Genomic DNA, 15,142 nt, shown 5'->3' on the forward strand with positions numbered 1-15,142 from the left:
GTGAACGTCTACTCTTTCTACATTGTTTGCTCAAGTGATGCCTCAATGCGGCCGATAACTGTATCAGGCTGCACATGCTCCATTTTTTGTTGGGCCCCGGTATGAACCGCCCTGTAGAAGTTGCAACACGACCCAAACTGGCTTTGCAGTCCTACCTGGACGCATTGTTGTACGACGCGACTGAAGTGCTCGAAGAGCCCGTCAGCAGCATCGATGAATTTCAGGCGGCTGTGCTCGAAGAGCAGGCCTTTGATGCGCGGATGCAAGCGCAGATCAAGCCGCTGGCCGTCGCGGTTGCCGCACCGGCTCCGGTGGCTGTAGCGGTCAAGGTTGAGGCGCCTGCGCCAGTGGTTGAAGTCGCTCCGGTGATCGTTGCCGAAGCGCTGCAGGTTGAAGTGGCTCAGGTTGAGGAGGCAGTGCCAACCGTTGCGCTGGTAGAACCGGTCGCCGAGTTGAGCACGCTGGCAGCCCAGCGTACACCGACACCACCGCCGACCAGTGATGGTCGTCCGGCATGGGCTGCCGAGCCGTTCGAATGCCTGTTGTTCGATGTGGCCGGTCTGACACTGGCGGTTCCGTTGGTGTGCCTGGGGTCGATTTATCCGCTGGCGGGGCAGGAGCTGACGCCGCTGTTCGGTCAGCCGGACTGGTTTCTCGGGATCCTGCCTTGTCAGGCAGGCAACCTGAAAGTGTTGGATACGGCGCGCTGGATCATGCCTGATCGCTACCGCGACGATTTTCGCCAGGGATTGCAGTACGTGATTTCGGTGCAGGGATACGAGTGGGGGCTGGCGGTGCATCAGGTCAGTCGTTCGTTGCGTCTTGATCCGAACGAGATCAAATGGCGCGCGCAGCGAGGTCATCGTCCATGGCTGGCGGGCACGGTCATCGAGCACATGTGCGCGTTGCTGGATGTTGCAGAGTTGGCCGAGCTGATAGCCAGTGGCGCGGTCAAGCAGTTGAACAAGTCGAAATAATCATGGGTCGGTGCCAGTGGCGTCACCTGCAAAGAACACACGTGAGGGGTTGGGGTTATGAATAAGTCGTCTGCACAAGGTTCCGAAGATCCTATTCTGCAATGGGTTACGTTCCGCCTGGACAACGAGTCCTATGGCATCAACGTAATGCAGGTGCAGGAAGTGCTGCGCTACACTGAAATCGCCCCGGTGCCGGGTGCGCCAAGCTACGTACTGGGCATTATCAACCTGCGCGGTAACGTCGTGACCGTGATCGATACCCGTCAGCGTTTTGGTCTGGCCCCGGTTGAAGTCAGCGACAATACGCGTATCGTGATCATCGAAGCCGACAAGCAAGTGGTCGGTATCCTGGTCGACAGCGTGGCGGAAGTGGTTTACTTGCGTCAGTCAGAAGTTGAAACTGCGCCTAACGTCGGTAACGACGAATCGGCCAAGTTCATTCAGGGCGTTTGCAACAAGAACGGCGAACTGTTGATTCTGGTTGAACTGGACAAAATGATGTCCGAAGAAGAGTGGTCCGAGCTGGAGAACATCTGATTGATCTTTGAGGTAGCTGTCGTCTTCCTGGGCATTCTCTGGGTTGTCACCCTGTTTATGTTCCTGGCCCATACCAGGCGTCAGCGCAAGCTCGACGCCGGGCGTGACGAGGCGGCTGCCTTGCGGGATCAGCGGATCAAGGAGTTGGCCAGGCGTCTGGACAACTACCAGAACGGCACGGTGCGCATGGGCGAAGCGTTGCATGAGCTGCGTGCCGTCGTTGCGCCGTTGCCCGACAAGCTCACCGCCCTGGAGCAGCGCGATCCCTCCACGCTGTCCTTCGCCCAGGCCGCCCGTCTGGTCGGCATGGGTGCCAGCATCGACGAGCTGACCCAGTCCTGCGGCCTGACCCAGGCCGAAGCGCAATTGATGACCAAACTGCACGGTAATACAGCGAGCTAGTTTCTCGTTCGTATGGCTATCGCTCCCACGCTCCGCGTGGTAATGCAGTTCGTGACGCTCTGCGTCACACAGCGGTTCTGCGACTTCAGATGCATTGAGGTTCGACTCAGGTCACCTTTTCGCCCCTTGGCGAGTTACTTTGACGGGCCAAAGTAACCAAACCCCCTCGCTCCTGTTTCCGGCCCGACTTCGTCGGGTTCCTTCGTCCTGTCACTAACGTCGCACTCTGCGTCGTCAGTGCCATCGCGATAAAAAAGCGCATTTACGATAGCCGTGAGCGCTGGAGAGTTTGGAACCTGTAACTCAGTCCATGCGCCCTTACTGCTCGTCCAGCGCAAACTCGGTCAGACAGAACGTCGGGATCTTCAGGTCGTTAAGACGCTTGGAACCGCCCAGTTCCGGCAGGTCGATAATCGCAGCGGCCTCGTACACTTCGGCACCCATGCGGCGGATCAGGTTGGCGGCGGCGATCAGCGTGCCTCCGGTCGCGATCAGGTCATCGAACATGATGACCGAGTCACCTTCGCACAGGCTGTCGGCATGCACTTCCAGATACGCTTCGCCGTATTCGGTCTGATACGCCTCTGACAGTACATCGGCAGGCAGTTTGCCTTGTTTGCGGAACAGCACCAGTGGCTTGTTCAGCTGATAGGCGACCACCGAACCAATCAGAAAACCCCGCGCGTCCATGACGCCGATATGGCTGAACTCGGCATCGATGTAGCGCTGCACGAAGCTGTCAATCACCTGACGGGTGGCCTTGGGCGATTGGAACAGGGGCGTGATATCGCGGAAGACCACGCCCGGCTTTGGGAAGTCCACGACCGGGCGGATGAGGGATTTGAAGTTCGATTGATCGAAAGTCATCAGGGGGTTCCATGGCAGTTTTGGCCGACAGTTTAAGCCGACCCGCCAAAGATCGCACGTTTCAGCTTTGCATCGACCCGCCAGCCAGCGCACACAGCTCGATGGGGGCGAGGATGTGAATCTCTTTGCCCTCGGCAGAAATCAGCTGATTTTGCTGGAACCGGGTAAATACACGGGACACCGTCTCGACTGCCAGACCCAGGTGATTACCGATTTCATTGCGCGACATGCTCAGTCGGAACTGATTGGCCGAAAAGCCTCTGGCGCGGAAGCGTGCAGACAGATTGATCAGAAAGGTGGCGATACGCTCATCGGCGGTCTTTTTCGAGAGCAGCAGCATCATTTGCTGATCGTCGCGGATCTCACGGCTCATGACGCGCATCAACTGCCGACGCAGCTGCGGCAGTTTCACGGACAGTTCGTCCAGACGCTCGAAAGGGATCTCGCAGACCGATGTGGTTTCCAGTGCCTGCGCCGAGACCGGGTAAGCCTCGGCGTCCATGCCTGACATGCCCACCAGTTCGCTGGGCAGGTGAAAGCCGGTGAGCTGTTCTTCACCGCTGTCACTGATATTGAAGGTTTTCAGTGCCCCGGAACGCACCGCGTAGACCGACTCGAAGGTGTCCCCCTGACGAAACAGAAACTCGCCTTTTTTCAGGGGGCGGCCGCGTTTGACGATCTGGTCAAGGCAGTCCATGTCTTCGGTATTCAACGAAAGGGGCAGGCACAACGGCGCGAGACTGCAATCCTTGCAATGAGCCTGGGTTTGAGCGCGCGACTTGACTGGCTCGGACATCACTTAATTCCTTGTGGGAAATCACACATAAGCTGTAAGGGTAACTCACCCGTGCTTGTCGGGGCCAGCCCGCAAATCTTTCGCAGTCATCAAGGTCGCAGACTGTCTGCCGATAACCCTGTATTCCTTCAGCCACATCAGGATGCCTTGGCATGTCAACGACACTCCCGTTGATCAACAGCATTACGATACGGACTGCGACCTCGCAGACCACCTACAGTTATGCCGAGCAAAGCACTGCCGAGACATCTGCAAGCGAGACAAAGGGCATACAGGTCAATTTGTCCGCAGAAGGCAAGGCGGCTGCTTCATCGTCCTCCAAAAACGCCGATATCGAGCAGAGCGGTCTGCCTGCTTCCGTGCAGAAGATCCTCAAGGCGATTCGCGAGCTTCAGCGCAGGATCGAGGAAACCATGGAGCAGATCCAGAAGGCCCTGAATGACCCCAGCCTGAGCCCCGAGGAGCGACGGACCAAGGCCGCGGCACTGCAGACCGTGCTCAGCACGTTGCAGGCGCAGGTGAGCAATTCCACGGCCGATATGTCGTCGCTCATGAACGGCCTGGGCTCCAGTGACGCCGACAAGACCAAGGCGGGGATGCTGGTTCTGGCCAAAATGTAGAGCCTGGACGCGGGTCATATCACTCGGGAGAACTGCTGTCTGTTGTGCCGGGTCAGGTAAGCATCGAAGACCATGCACACTGCGCGTACCAGCAGTCGGCCTGCCGGTCTGACTTCAATGCCCGTCTCATTCAGCGTAATCAGCCCGTCGCTGGCCATGCCGAGCAGTTGCGGCCACGCTTCGCTGAAATAGTCCCTGAAATCGATGCAAAAGGTCTTCTCGATCTCGCCGAAATCCAGGGTGAAGCCGCAGATCAATTGCTGAATGATGGCGCGCCTGATGCGGTCGTCATCGTGGCAGATCAGTCCACGTCGAGTTGCGGGCTGGTCGCTGTCCAGCAGCCTCAGATACTCGCTCAGGTCGCTGCTGTTCTGGCTGTACAGCTCACCAACCTGACTGATGGCCGAGACACCCAGGCCGATCAGGTCGCAGTGACCGTGCGTGGTATAGCCCTGAAAGTTGCGTTGCAGGGTCAGGTCTTCCTGAGCGATGGCCAGGTCGTCGTCGGGCAGGGCGAAATGGTCCATGCCGATGTAGCGATAACCGGCGTTGCCCAATTGCTCGACGGTGCGCTCCAGCATCAGCAGTTTGCTCGCTGCATCCGGCAGATCCGCAGCGTCGATGCGCCGCTGCGGCATGAAGCGCTCGGGCAGATGCGCATAGTTGAACACCGACAACCGATCGGGCTGCAGATCGATGACCTTGTCCACGGTGTGGCTGAAAGTCTGCGGGTTCTGTGCGGGCAGGCCGTAGATCAGATCAATATTCACCGAACGAAATTGCAGCGTGCGCGCCGCTTCGACTATCGCGCGGGTCTCTTCCAGGCTTTGCATGCGGTTGATCGCCCGCTGCACCGTCGGGTCAAGGTCCTGCACGCCCAGGCTGACCCGGTTGAAACCCAGCTCGCGCAGCATTCCCATCGTCGACCAGTCCGCTTCGCGAGGATCAATCTCGATGCCATAGTCGCCGGAATCGTCGTCCAGCAGGTTGAAGTGTGAGCGCAGTTGCGCCATCAAGCGGCGCAGTTCGTCGTGACTGAGAAAGGTCGGCGTACCACCGCCCAGGTGCAGTTGCTCTACCACCTGATCGTGCGCCAGGTGACAGGCGAGCATTCGCATCTCGTGTTCGAGCCGTTTCAGGTAGGCCTGAGCCCGTCCGCGGTCCTTGGTGATGACTTTGTTGCAGGCGCAGTAGTAGCAAATGTTCGCGCAGAAGGGCAGATGCACGTAAAGCGACAACGGACGTGATGCCTTGCGGCTTTCGCGCAGCGCATGCAGCAGGTCGAAGGCGCCCACTTGGGTATCGAACTGCGCTGCAGTCGGATAGGACGTATAGCGCGGCCCCGCCACATCGTAACGATGGATCAGGTCTGAATCCCAACGAATGGCGTCAAACATGCGCGCGTTTCCCGGTCTGGCTGGCGATGTCGCGAGCATACGCAGGAGGCCGGGGGGCGGCGTTGATGTGGATCAAGTGGCAAGAGCTGCCAGCGTCAGTGCCCCATCAGCCAGTGCTGGTGGGGGCCTGGCAAGGTCCAGATACCGAAGACCATCACCAGCAAACCTCCCGCCATGCGCACACCACGCTTGCGTAACAAGACCGTGGTGCGCTCGGCAGCCAGACCGGTGGCCAGCAGAACCGGCCAGGTGCCCAGCCCGAAGGCCAGCATCAGCAGCGCGCTGTCGAGAGGGTTGCCCTGACTGGCGGCCCACAGCAGGGCGCTGTAGACCAGCCCGCAAGGCAGCCAGCCCCACAGCGCACCGAGCATCACGGCGCGCGGCACACTGGACACCGGCAACAGTCGACTGGCCAAGGGTTGCAAATAGCGCCACAGGCCTCGGCCGAGACGTTCTATATAAGTGAGCCCGCTCCACCAGCCGGCCAGGTACAGCCCCATCATGATCAGCAATACGGCAGCGACGATGCGCAAGCCCGTCGCCAGCGGACTTTGTGCCACCGCCCAGCCGACCAGTCCGGAACACAGGCCAGCTGCGGCGTAACTGAGAATGCGCCCCAGGTTGTAGGCCAGCAGCAAACGAAACCGGCGACTGCGCTGTTCCTTGGGGATGGCCAGCGTCAGGGCGCCCATCAGGCCACCGCACATGCCCAGGCAGTGACCACCGCCCAGCAGCCCGAGAATGAACGCCGAGAACAGCATCGAGGCGAGTTCAAACATCGCATTTCTCGTCCGGGCCCGACTGCGGAGACTCAGGCGGGACATGCTCCACAGGCGGCGTGTCATCGAACAAGATGCTGTGTGCCGGACCTTCCATGTCGTCGTACTGACCGCTGTCCACTGCCCAGAAGAACACGTAGATCGCCACGCTCACCAGCAGCAGAGCGGCAGGGATCATGATGTAAAGGGCGGGCATGAAACCTCCGGTGCAGATTGGGGGGCAAGGGCACGACGCGGCAGGCGGGTCAGGCGCAAGGCGTTGAGCACTACCGTCAGTGAACTGATCGACATGCCGATCGCCGCCCACACCGGAGTGATCCAGCCCAGGGCCGCGAAGGGCAGCATGAGGCCATTGTACAGACCGGCCCAGAGCAGGTTTTCGATAATGACGCTACGCGTGCGTCGGGCCAGATTCAGCGCGTCGATCAGCACCGGGAGGCGGTTGCACAGCAGCACTGCGTCAGCGCTGGTTTTGGCGAGGTCGGTGGCCGAGCCCATCGCCACACTGATGTCGGCTGCTGCCATGACCGGTACGTCGTTCACCCCGTCACCGATCATCAGCACCTTGCGCCCCTGAGCCTGAAGCCGGCGCAGCACCTCCAGCTTATCGTCCGGGCGCAGGCCGCCACGCGCCTCGTCGATGCCCAGCGCCTGCGCGACGCTGTCAACCATCGGTGAGCTGTCGCCTGACAACAGCAGCGTTTTCCAGCCTCGCGACCGGCATGCCTGTAACAGGATGTCGGCATCCTCGCGCAGTCGGTCGTCCAGCACCAGCCATGCGAGAGGGCCCTGCGTATCGCCCAGCAACAGCCATTGGCCGCAACGCCCGGTTGGCAAGGGTGTTTCAGCACCGCTCAGCGCGCAGACGAATGCCGCCTCGCCGATGCGCAGCAGATGCCCGTCAACACGACCTTCCAGCCCCAATCCCGGTGTGCTGAGCACCTCTTCGGCAGCCTTTGGTGCTCGACCGAACGCGCGGGCGATGGGGTGCTCGGAGCGGTTTTCCAGGGCCGCCGCCAGTTCCAGGCAGCGATTGGCGTCCAGCTCGCGCAATGGGTGAATGCTGCGCAACGTCAGGCGTCCTTCGGTCAGAGTGCCGGTCTTGTCGAAGATGACCGTGTCGATCTGGTTGAGGCCTTCGAGCACATGACCCCGGGTCAGCAGCAGGCCGAGCTTGTGCAGCGTGCCGGTCGCCGCAGTCAAGGCGGTCGGTGTCGCCAACGAGAGTGCGCAGGGGCAGGTGGCGACGAGCATGGCCAGGACGATCCAGAATGCGCGCGATGCGTCCAGCTGCCACCAGATCACCCCGATCAGTGCGGCCGCGATCAGCGAAAACAGCAGAAAGGTCTGTGCCGCCCGGTCGGCAATCTGCGCGAGTCGGGGCTTTTCTGCCTGCGCGCGTTCGAGCAGCCGGACAATGGCCGAAAGACGGGTTTCGTGGCCCAGCGCCGTCACGGCAACGGTCAGTGGGCTTTCGACATTCAGCGTTCCTGCGGTGACCGCATCGCCCACTCTGCGCATCTGTGGCAAGTATTCGCCGGTCAACAGCGATTCATCGATACTGGAGCGACCCTCGAGGATTTTGCCATCGGCCGGTATCACTGCACCGGGCTGTACCAGCACCCGATCGGCCAAGTGCAGTTCGCTGAGCATGATGCGCTGGCTCTGGCCGTCGTCGCTGAGGCGCAGGCATGAGGCGGGCAGCACGTTGACCAGTTGGGCCGTGGCCGCTGCCGTGCGCTCGCGGGCGCGGCGTTCCAGGTAACGTCCTGCCAGCAGGAACAGTGCAAACATGCCGACTGCATCGAAATACAGCTCGCCAGCGCCGGTGACGGCGGTCCAGATCCCCGCGGCGTAGGCCGCGCCTATTGCCAGCGACACCGAGACATCCATTGTCAGGTGGCGGCTGCGCAGGTCGCGCAAGGCACCGCGAAAGAATGGCGCGCAACTGTAGAAGACGATCGGCGTGGTCAGAAACAGCGCCACCCAGCGCAGAATGGTGTGCATCTGCGGGCTGAGGTCGATATTGAATTCCGGCCAGGTGGCCATGGTGGCCATCATGGCCTGAAACCACAGCAGGCCGGCTACGCCCAGTTGTCGCAACGCCAGACGATTGTCACGCGCCAGGCGTTCGGCTGCGCGGTCGGCCTGCCATGGATGGGCGACATAGCCAATCGCGTGCAGCTCGCTCAGCAATTGGCTGAGCGCAAGCTGGTCGGGGTGCCAGCGCACCAGCAGGCGATGAGTGGACAGATTCAGGCGCGCTTCGGCCACTGCTGGCAGCCGCCCCAAGCGTTGCTCGATCAGCCAGCCGCAGGCCGCGCAACTGATGCCTTCGACAAGCAGGGTGGCTTCTGAAAGGTCGCCGTCGTGGCTCACGAAGGGCGCCTGTACGTCGGTGCGGTCGTAGAGCACCAGTTCCTCGAACAATTGGCTGGGCAGGCTTTCCGGGTTGGCCGAGGTTTCACTGCGGTGGCGGTAATAGTTGTCCAGACCGCTGGCGACGATGGCCTCGGTCACTGCCTGACAACCGGGGCAGCACAGCTGTCGGGTGGCACCGAGCACTATCGCGTTGAAATGGCTGCCCGCTGGAACCGGTAAGCCGCAGTGGTAGCAGTGCAGCGGAGCAGGAGAGGAGGGCTTGGCCACGCTCAGTCTTTCCGGCGTTGCGCGGCTTGCAGGGGCTCGTCACCCAGGGTCACGTCGTCAGTGCCGATCTGTTCCTCCTCGAAGAGGCGCCAGGTCTGCTCGCCTTCGACACCCAGCAGTTCCACAAAACGCCGACCATCGACCTTGTCCTGCAACTGACCGATGTAACGGCCCGGTTCCGACGGGCTGCGGGTCAGGAACACCCGGCGATCACTGGCAGGGCGCGTGGGCGAAATGAGGTTGAGTTCCAGACGCTCCGGGTTGCTGTTGCCGCTCAGGTGCAGCCCGACTTCTCCGGTCAGCTCATCCAGGTGCAGGCGCGCGTGCAGTTTGAGGGTCTGGGCGAGCACTTCGCGATTCAACGAGCGATTGATGCCTTTGCCGGCCTCGTAATAGTTATCGGTGACCAGCGGATCCGGGTGGGTCACGGCGATGAACACCATCGACAGGCTCAAGGTCACCGAACCGGTGAGGATGGCGATGATGATCCATGGCCAGAGGTGCCGGTACCAGGGGCTTGCAGCAGTCGCAGCGGGCATGACGGTGCTCTTAACGAATGGGTGGGCCGAGGAAGCGGCTTTGGGTCTCGACCTGAGTATCGCTGTCGATGTCCTTGAGGGTAAAGGTTACCTCGTTGCTGTGCGACGGCAGTTTTTCCGGCGCACTGGACAGCTCCACCGGCAGGCTGACGATTTCGCCCGCCGGGACACTGATTTCCCGACGGCCCTGCAGCCTCAGGTCGGGCAGGCCGCTGGCCTGCAGCACATAGGTGTGGTCCACCTGATCCTTGTTCATCACTTTCAGGCTGTAGACGTTTTCGATCCGGCCTTCGGCGTTTTCCCGGAACAGCATGCGGTCCTTGCTGACCTCCAGACCCACCAGCGTGCGCATGCAGAAAGCAGCCGTCAGCAGCGCAATCATCAGCAGCAGGACCAGCGCATAACCGACCAGACGTGGGCGCAGAGTGCGGGTGCGTTGCCCGGACAGATTGTGTTCGGTGGTGTAGCGAATCAGGCCGCGAGGGTAGTCCATCTTGTCCATGACCGTATCGCAGGCATCGACGCACGCCGCACAGCTGATGCACTCCACCTGCAGGCCGTCACGAATGTCGATGCCGGTCGGGCAGACCTGCACGCACATCGTGCAGTCGATGCAGTCACCCAGCCCCAGTGCCTGAGGATCAGCCTCCTTCTTGCGCGGGCCTCGGGCTTCGCCACGATTCTGGTCGTAGGAGATGATCAGCGTGTCCTTGTCGAACATCACGCTCTGGAATCGCGCATAGGGGCACATGTAAATGCATACCTGTTCGCGCAGCCAGCCGGCATTCAGGTAAGTGGCCAGGGTAAAGAAACCGACCCAGAAATAGGCCCAGCCATCCGCCTGGCCCGTGAACAGATCCACGCACAGCGCGCGGATGGGTGAGAAATACCCGACGAAGGTCATGCCGGTGGCAAGCCCGATCAGCAGCCACAGGCTGTGCTTGGCGAACTTGCGCAGCAGTTTGCCGGCACTCACCGGGGCATGGTCGAGCCTGATGCGCTGGTTGCGGTCGCCTTCAGTGACTTTCTCGCACCACATGAAGATCCAGGTCCAGACACTCTGCGGGCAGGTATAGCCACACCAGACCCGGCCGGCATAAACGGTGATGAAGAACAGCCCGAACGCTGCAACGATCAGAATGCCGGACAAGAGGATGAAATCCTGTGGCCAGAACGTCGCGCCGAAGATGTAGAACTTGCGTTCCGGCAGGTTCCACCAGACCGCCTGATGCCCGCTTCGATTCAGCCAGACCGTGCCGAAGAAGATAAGCAGCAACAGGGCGCCGCCGAGCATCCGCACATTTCGAAACAGACCCTTGAACGCGCGGGTCTGGATTTTCTCGCGCGAAGCGTAGAGGTCGGTGAATTCGCCGTTTATTTCGGATGCCGGGGTGATGTCGTGTACTGGAATCTGCTTGGTCATCGATGAGTCCAGCGGCGGTGGCCTGGCCCCGGCCTATAAAGGTCTGGCAGGTTCACACCCGCGTTCAACGTGATGCACGTGAATAAACGGCCGCTTCTTCATTCAACTGGCTGACCCAGGGATTGAGCAGCGCGACCCCGCACGACTGAAAGTCCATTGTGTTGCGTGTGACCACGGTCATGCCATGCACCAGCGCAGTGGCGGCGATCAGCGCATCGCTTTCGCTGCGCGGGTCGGGAACGTGCAATTGCGCGCAGCGCCTTGCGACCTGAGTGTCGACTGTCAGGATACGTCCGGCGAACGCCTTCATTACATGCTGGTCGAGCCACATTCGCAATACAGCGCCTTGTGTCGGGTCGCGGCGTTCGATGCGCAGGATACCTGTTTCGAGTTCAAGAATCGTGATGGACGAGATGAACAGGCTGGAGGCCATCTGCGTTCGCGACCAACGGAGCACGTTCGCATCGGCGTTGCGTTTTCTGAGTTCGGACACCACGTCGGTGTCGAGCAGGAACATCAGGACAGGTCAACCGGTCGAGTCGTGATGACAGCCCGTTGCGGCTCGAATTCGATATCGAAGTGCGCCGGCATGATCAACAAGTCAGCGATGCTCTCTGCACTGCCGGTCAGTTGCAGGTACGCCTCGATCGAAAGCAGCACATGGGCAGGGCGGCCTCGGTCGGTAATGAACACCGGGCCTTCATTCGCGGCCTTCTTGGCCCCGCTGGTGTCTTGGTTGAATTCGCGGCTTGAGAGGGTTGTTGTCATGAAAGCGACCTCTGGAATGGGCAGACACATCGTTGTCATAATGAGCAATTCTAAGCGTGTAGAGATGTAACTACAATGCGTGCAGTGACGCAAATTACTACCGCGCACTGCTTGCCTGGTATCCCGATGCTAAAAATCCACTTGGTCTGAAGGTTCCTGACGCAGCATATGGGTCAGCTTTGCTGACTACGGCGTATGCAGTGCTTATCTGCATGCGCGTCAGTGCGCGTCGCCAGCTTCTCTTGGTATTTCAGATTGCAAAAATGCAAAATTTATTACCGAAGCCCGTCACGTAGGCGTGGAGTAATAAGCAGCCCCTATGACTGGGCTACTTATTAAACGTCGTGCCGTTTGTCACTCAAAGAACTGCCGTCGGTATCTAATAGCCGACCTATCAGTTCTGATAGTAGAGTTTCAGCAGATGTTTGTAATAATGAGTACAGCCGAAATGCTCTGAGTAACGCTCTCTGTCCGTGTTTTGGTTCTGGGGTTTTAGTTTTCATGAGGGTTTTGATATGTCTAACTACAGGCTTTTTCCTTGTGCGTTGTTCAGCACATTGTTATTGATGTGCGGGTGCGTTAGTGATGTGAAAAATGAAAGCCCAGACGCTGTGGCGAGCGCGGTCGGGCCGAAGGGCATAATAAGGCATATTATATTTGCTTCTGACCCTCAATACCCTTGGTCAAAGGATAAAAAAAACATAGAGGACAGTCTGGGCGCTTTGCCGCACCAGCAATCGCAGGACGTCCTACTGCCATCCCGTTCCTCGGTTAACGAGGTCAGTACTGAAGACCTCATCAGAAATCAATATTCTGCGATACAAAAATGGCGTGCCGGAGCCATGGGCGGGACAGGCAATAACCCGGTCATCATAAACGGAGACATGACGGCGTTTGGCCATGGCGATGAAAGGGCATTTTTGTACGGGACACTGGATTCAATATTGTCGACGAATTGGTATTTTGGACTGGGTAATCATGATTATAAGAACAATGTGGGTAACTGCCAAAACAACGGCTGCGCCAGAGACAGTATGAACGACCTCATTGGCCGGATGGGCGGTAATAATATGGATTACAGTCTGGATAATGGCGGTGGTCTTCCTCCAACCAAGCGATATTCCGGAAGCTTTGCTTACTATAAAGATTTGGGTAGGGTACGGTATATTCAATTGAATCTGGAGCCTTCTTATATCAACTGGTTTTATTCCTTAGGCACACCGCTGGTCAGGTCAAAGTATGAGTTTGATATCCAGTCACCTGTCGAAAATGGTTGGCTGGAGCGTGTGCTGATAGATGCAAGGGCTCAGAGGAAATTCGTTATTATCGGCATGCATGATCCGGCTGAATGGACGTATTCCCCTAACTCGCGCACGAGAGAAATATTAACTCGGTTCCGTAACTTACTAAAGCTCTACGATGTTTCAGCTATCTTTGCGGGCCACTTCCACGCCAGCGCTGGACGCTACTCCAGCACTTATGATGGGGTGCCTGTTTTTCTGAGTGGCTCGGCAACTGAAGAAACTTTTCTCATTGTTGATGTCAATGAAAGTTCTAGTCTTTTTCAGGTTTGGCTCGTTAAGAACAATAATCCGCAAGCCGCTCAATATTTGGGTGCGTTGCCGTTGAAACTGTCCGTTGCTGTTCCTCCCGTTGACGAATATGACAATGCAGGGCTTTGGGGGCGCTGGGGGGGCACGGCATCTTGTTCAGAGACGCAGCATATAAATGGTTTTCAGGTCAAAGCGGAAAAGTGGCAAGGTAACAGTGACGATACAGCCATCAACGCGATCGTTATGTATTGCAATAATAATCAGGTATTAAGGAGCGAGGAAGCGGGCTGGGGAGACTGGACCGCGATCGTTCGCTGTCCTTCAGGCAAAGCTGTGGACGGGTTTCAGTTGAAAATGGAGGCTCATCAAGGAAACGGTGACGACACTGCGGTGGACTCCGTCAGGCTCGTCTGTGAAGGAGATCAGTATATAGCTGCACCTTACGACACAAACTATGGTGTCTGGAGGAAAACTTACCGTTGCCCCACCGGAATGGTTGCCACCGGCTTTGAAACCCGCGTCGAAACCTATCAGGGTAGCGATGACGATTCTGCGTTGAACGGCATGCGGATGAGATGCAGTCCCAAGCCTTGATCTATCGCTGATGGCAGTCGTAGTTTTTTGCGCTATCACGATGCCAGGTTTTGCTATCGGCAAAACAACATCACTTGGGCTCTGCCGGTTTCTCCTGACGCGACAGGCTGTAAACATAGGCAGCCAGAATGTGAACGCGGTCATTGCCTTGCAGTGCTTGCTGAGCAGGCATCTGGCCCTGGCGGCCATCACGAATGGTCTGCTGCAACTGCGCGAAGCTGGAACCGTAGATAAACGCACTGGGGTGGGTCAGGTCCGGCGCGCCGAGAATCGGCATTCCCTTGCCCTCTGGCCCATGACAGGCAACGCACAGGCTGGCGAAGGTCTTTTGTCCGGCCACCGGGTCAGCTTTCGCATCCTCCGGTAGCGGGCGGGCGTCCAGCTGCGTCAGCACGTAGGCCGCCACATCGCGAACACCCTGTTCGCCGAGCACGCTGCCCAGAGCCGGCATCACGCCCATACGCCCGGCGAGGATGGAGGTCTTGATCGCCTGGGCATCGCCGCCCCAACGCCAGTCGGCATCGGTCAGATTGGGGAAGCCGTAGGCACCTTTCGCGTCAGAGCCGTGGCAGACCGAGCAGTTGGACGCAAACAGGCGAGCACCGATTTTCAACGCCTGCGGATCTTTGGCCACTTCCTCGACGGGCATGGCGGCGTACTTGGCAAACAGCGGCCCGTAACGGGCTTCGGCGTTTGCCACTTCCCGCTCCCATTCGTGGACACTGGTCCAGCCTTGCTGGCCGTCGGAGAATTGCGTCTTGCTGTCCTGGTCACGGTATTCATAACCGGGCAGCAAACCCTGCCAGTTGCCCAGGCCCGGGTACAGGAGCAGATAGCCCAACGCAAAGACGATGGTCGCTATGAATAGGTAGAACCACCATCTGGGTAGCGGGTTGTCGTATTCCTCGATACCGTCGAATGTATGGCCGACAGTTTCATCCGTGGGTTCGTCGGGCTGACCTTTGCGCGTGGACACAAGCAGCCAGAGCATGGCGATGATGGTGCCCAGGGTCAGGACCGCGACGTACAGGCTCCAGAACGTACTCATGACCGGCCGTCCCGTTCAGCCCTGGCAGTTTCGACCTTGCCGATGGCCTCGGGATCATCCGCGAAAGGCAGCAGGGTCGCGTCGTCGAAGTCTGCCTTGCGGGCAGGGCTGAACACCCACAGCATCAGGCCGATGAACGCCACCATCACGACCAGTGTGCCAAGGCCTCGAATCATTCCGATGTCCATCATGT

General features: G+C 59.1%; 17 protein-coding genes. 5 read left to right on the forward strand and 12 right to left on the reverse strand.

All coding sequences use genetic code 11. The features are described from left to right. The first annotated feature begins 74 nt into the window (after positions 1–74). From LCH65_RS05900 to LCH65_RS05910, 3 genes are read left to right on the forward strand one after another with little or no spacing between them, the layout of a single operon-like run. The gene (locus LCH65_RS05900) at positions 75–977 is read left to right on the forward strand and encodes a CheW domain-containing protein (RefSeq protein WP_003436127.1); all 903 of its coding nucleotides are present in this window, start codon (positions 75–77) and stop codon (positions 975–977) included. Between the two features lie 57 nt (positions 978–1,034). Next, entirely contained in the window at positions 1,035–1,514 is a 480-nt protein-coding gene (locus LCH65_RS05905; RefSeq protein ID WP_003370201.1) for a chemotaxis protein CheW, read from the forward strand. Continuing rightward, complete coding sequence (locus LCH65_RS05910; RefSeq protein ID WP_003370204.1) at positions 1,515–1,916, forward strand: DUF2802 domain-containing protein; 402 nt, start codon at positions 1,515–1,517, stop codon at positions 1,914–1,916. 318 nt (positions 1,917–2,234) lie between these two features. On the opposite strand, the gene LCH65_RS05915 is transcribed toward LCH65_RS05910, so the two are convergent. Beyond that, complete coding sequence (locus LCH65_RS05915; RefSeq protein ID WP_003370206.1) at positions 2,235–2,783, reverse strand: adenine phosphoribosyltransferase; 549 nt, start codon at positions 2,781–2,783, stop codon at positions 2,235–2,237. 61 nt (positions 2,784–2,844) lie between these two features. After that, positions 2,845–3,579, reverse strand: a complete 735-nt coding sequence (gene fnr / locus LCH65_RS05920) for a fumarate/nitrate reduction transcriptional regulator Fnr (protein ID WP_003370208.1) — start codon at positions 3,577–3,579, stop codon at positions 2,845–2,847. Positions 3,580–3,731: 152 nt separating this feature from the next. Here fnr and LCH65_RS05925 point away from each other — a divergent pair, with 152 nt between their 5' ends. Next, positions 3,732–4,199, forward strand: coding sequence for a hypothetical protein (locus LCH65_RS05925; protein WP_003436132.1), 468 nt, complete (start codon positions 3,732–3,734; stop codon positions 4,197–4,199). A 14-nt stretch (positions 4,200–4,213) separates the two neighbouring features. On the opposite strand, the gene hemN is transcribed toward LCH65_RS05925, so the two are convergent. From hemN to LCH65_RS05965, 8 genes are all read right to left on the reverse strand, one after another. Then, complete coding sequence (gene hemN / locus LCH65_RS05930; protein ID WP_226439222.1) at positions 4,214–5,596, reverse strand: oxygen-independent coproporphyrinogen III oxidase; 1,383 nt, start codon at positions 5,594–5,596, stop codon at positions 4,214–4,216. A 95-nt stretch (positions 5,597–5,691) separates the two neighbouring features. After that, complete coding sequence (locus LCH65_RS05935) at positions 5,692–6,375, reverse strand: sulfite exporter TauE/SafE family protein (RefSeq protein WP_044309019.1); 684 nt, start codon at positions 6,373–6,375, stop codon at positions 5,692–5,694. Then, entirely contained in the window at positions 6,368–6,571 is a 204-nt protein-coding gene (gene ccoS, locus LCH65_RS05940; RefSeq protein WP_226439223.1) for a cbb3-type cytochrome oxidase assembly protein CcoS, read from the reverse strand. The genes LCH65_RS05935 and ccoS overlap by 8 nt, the downstream gene beginning before the upstream one ends. After that, the gene (locus LCH65_RS05945) at positions 6,550–9,024 is read right to left on the reverse strand and encodes a heavy metal translocating P-type ATPase (RefSeq protein ID WP_226439224.1); all 2,475 of its coding nucleotides are present in this window, start codon (positions 9,022–9,024) and stop codon (positions 6,550–6,552) included. The genes ccoS and LCH65_RS05945 overlap by 22 nt, the downstream gene beginning before the upstream one ends. Before the next feature lie 2 nt (positions 9,025–9,026). After that, the gene (locus LCH65_RS05950) at positions 9,027–9,563 is read right to left on the reverse strand and encodes a FixH family protein (RefSeq protein ID WP_003370222.1); all 537 of its coding nucleotides are present in this window, start codon (positions 9,561–9,563) and stop codon (positions 9,027–9,029) included. Positions 9,564–9,573: 10 nt separating this feature from the next. Further along, the gene (gene ccoG / locus LCH65_RS05955) at positions 9,574–10,986 is read right to left on the reverse strand and encodes a cytochrome c oxidase accessory protein CcoG (protein ID WP_065349462.1); all 1,413 of its coding nucleotides are present in this window, start codon (positions 10,984–10,986) and stop codon (positions 9,574–9,576) included. 64 nt (positions 10,987–11,050) lie between these two features. Next, positions 11,051–11,503 (reverse strand): type II toxin-antitoxin system VapC family toxin, encoded by a 453-nt coding sequence (locus tag LCH65_RS05960; RefSeq protein ID WP_096137223.1) that lies wholly within the window; start codon positions 11,501–11,503, stop codon positions 11,051–11,053. Beyond that, positions 11,503–11,754: a type II toxin-antitoxin system Phd/YefM family antitoxin gene (locus tag LCH65_RS05965; RefSeq protein WP_096137222.1), complete on the reverse strand. Its 252-nt coding sequence runs from the start codon at positions 11,752–11,754 to the stop codon at positions 11,503–11,505. Before LCH65_RS05965 ends, LCH65_RS05960 begins: the two co-directional genes overlap by 1 nt. 587 nt (positions 11,755–12,341) lie before the next feature. Here LCH65_RS05965 and LCH65_RS05970 point away from each other — a divergent pair. Next, complete coding sequence (locus tag LCH65_RS05970; protein WP_226439225.1) at positions 12,342–13,901, forward strand: metallophosphoesterase; 1,560 nt, start codon at positions 12,342–12,344, stop codon at positions 13,899–13,901. A 70-nt stretch (positions 13,902–13,971) separates the two neighbouring features. Here the strand turns inward: LCH65_RS05970 and ccoP are convergent, their stop codons facing one another. Beyond that, on the reverse strand, positions 13,972–14,949 hold the full coding sequence (gene ccoP / locus LCH65_RS05975; RefSeq protein WP_226439226.1) for a cytochrome-c oxidase, cbb3-type subunit III: 978 nt from the start codon (positions 14,947–14,949) through the stop codon (positions 13,972–13,974). Beyond that, positions 14,946–15,137 carry a CcoQ/FixQ family Cbb3-type cytochrome c oxidase assembly chaperone gene (locus LCH65_RS05980; RefSeq protein ID WP_032699162.1) on the reverse strand — a complete coding sequence of 64 codons (192 nt, stop codon included), beginning with the start codon at positions 15,135–15,137 and terminating at the stop codon, positions 14,946–14,948. Before LCH65_RS05980 ends, ccoP begins: the two co-directional genes overlap by 4 nt. Between the last annotated feature and the right edge of the window lie 5 nt (positions 15,138–15,142).

The sequence above is a fragment of the Pseudomonas sp. MWU16-30316 genome (genome assembly GCF_020515645.1).
Taxonomy (GTDB): domain Bacteria; phylum Pseudomonadota; class Gammaproteobacteria; order Pseudomonadales; family Pseudomonadaceae; genus Aquipseudomonas; species Aquipseudomonas cerasi.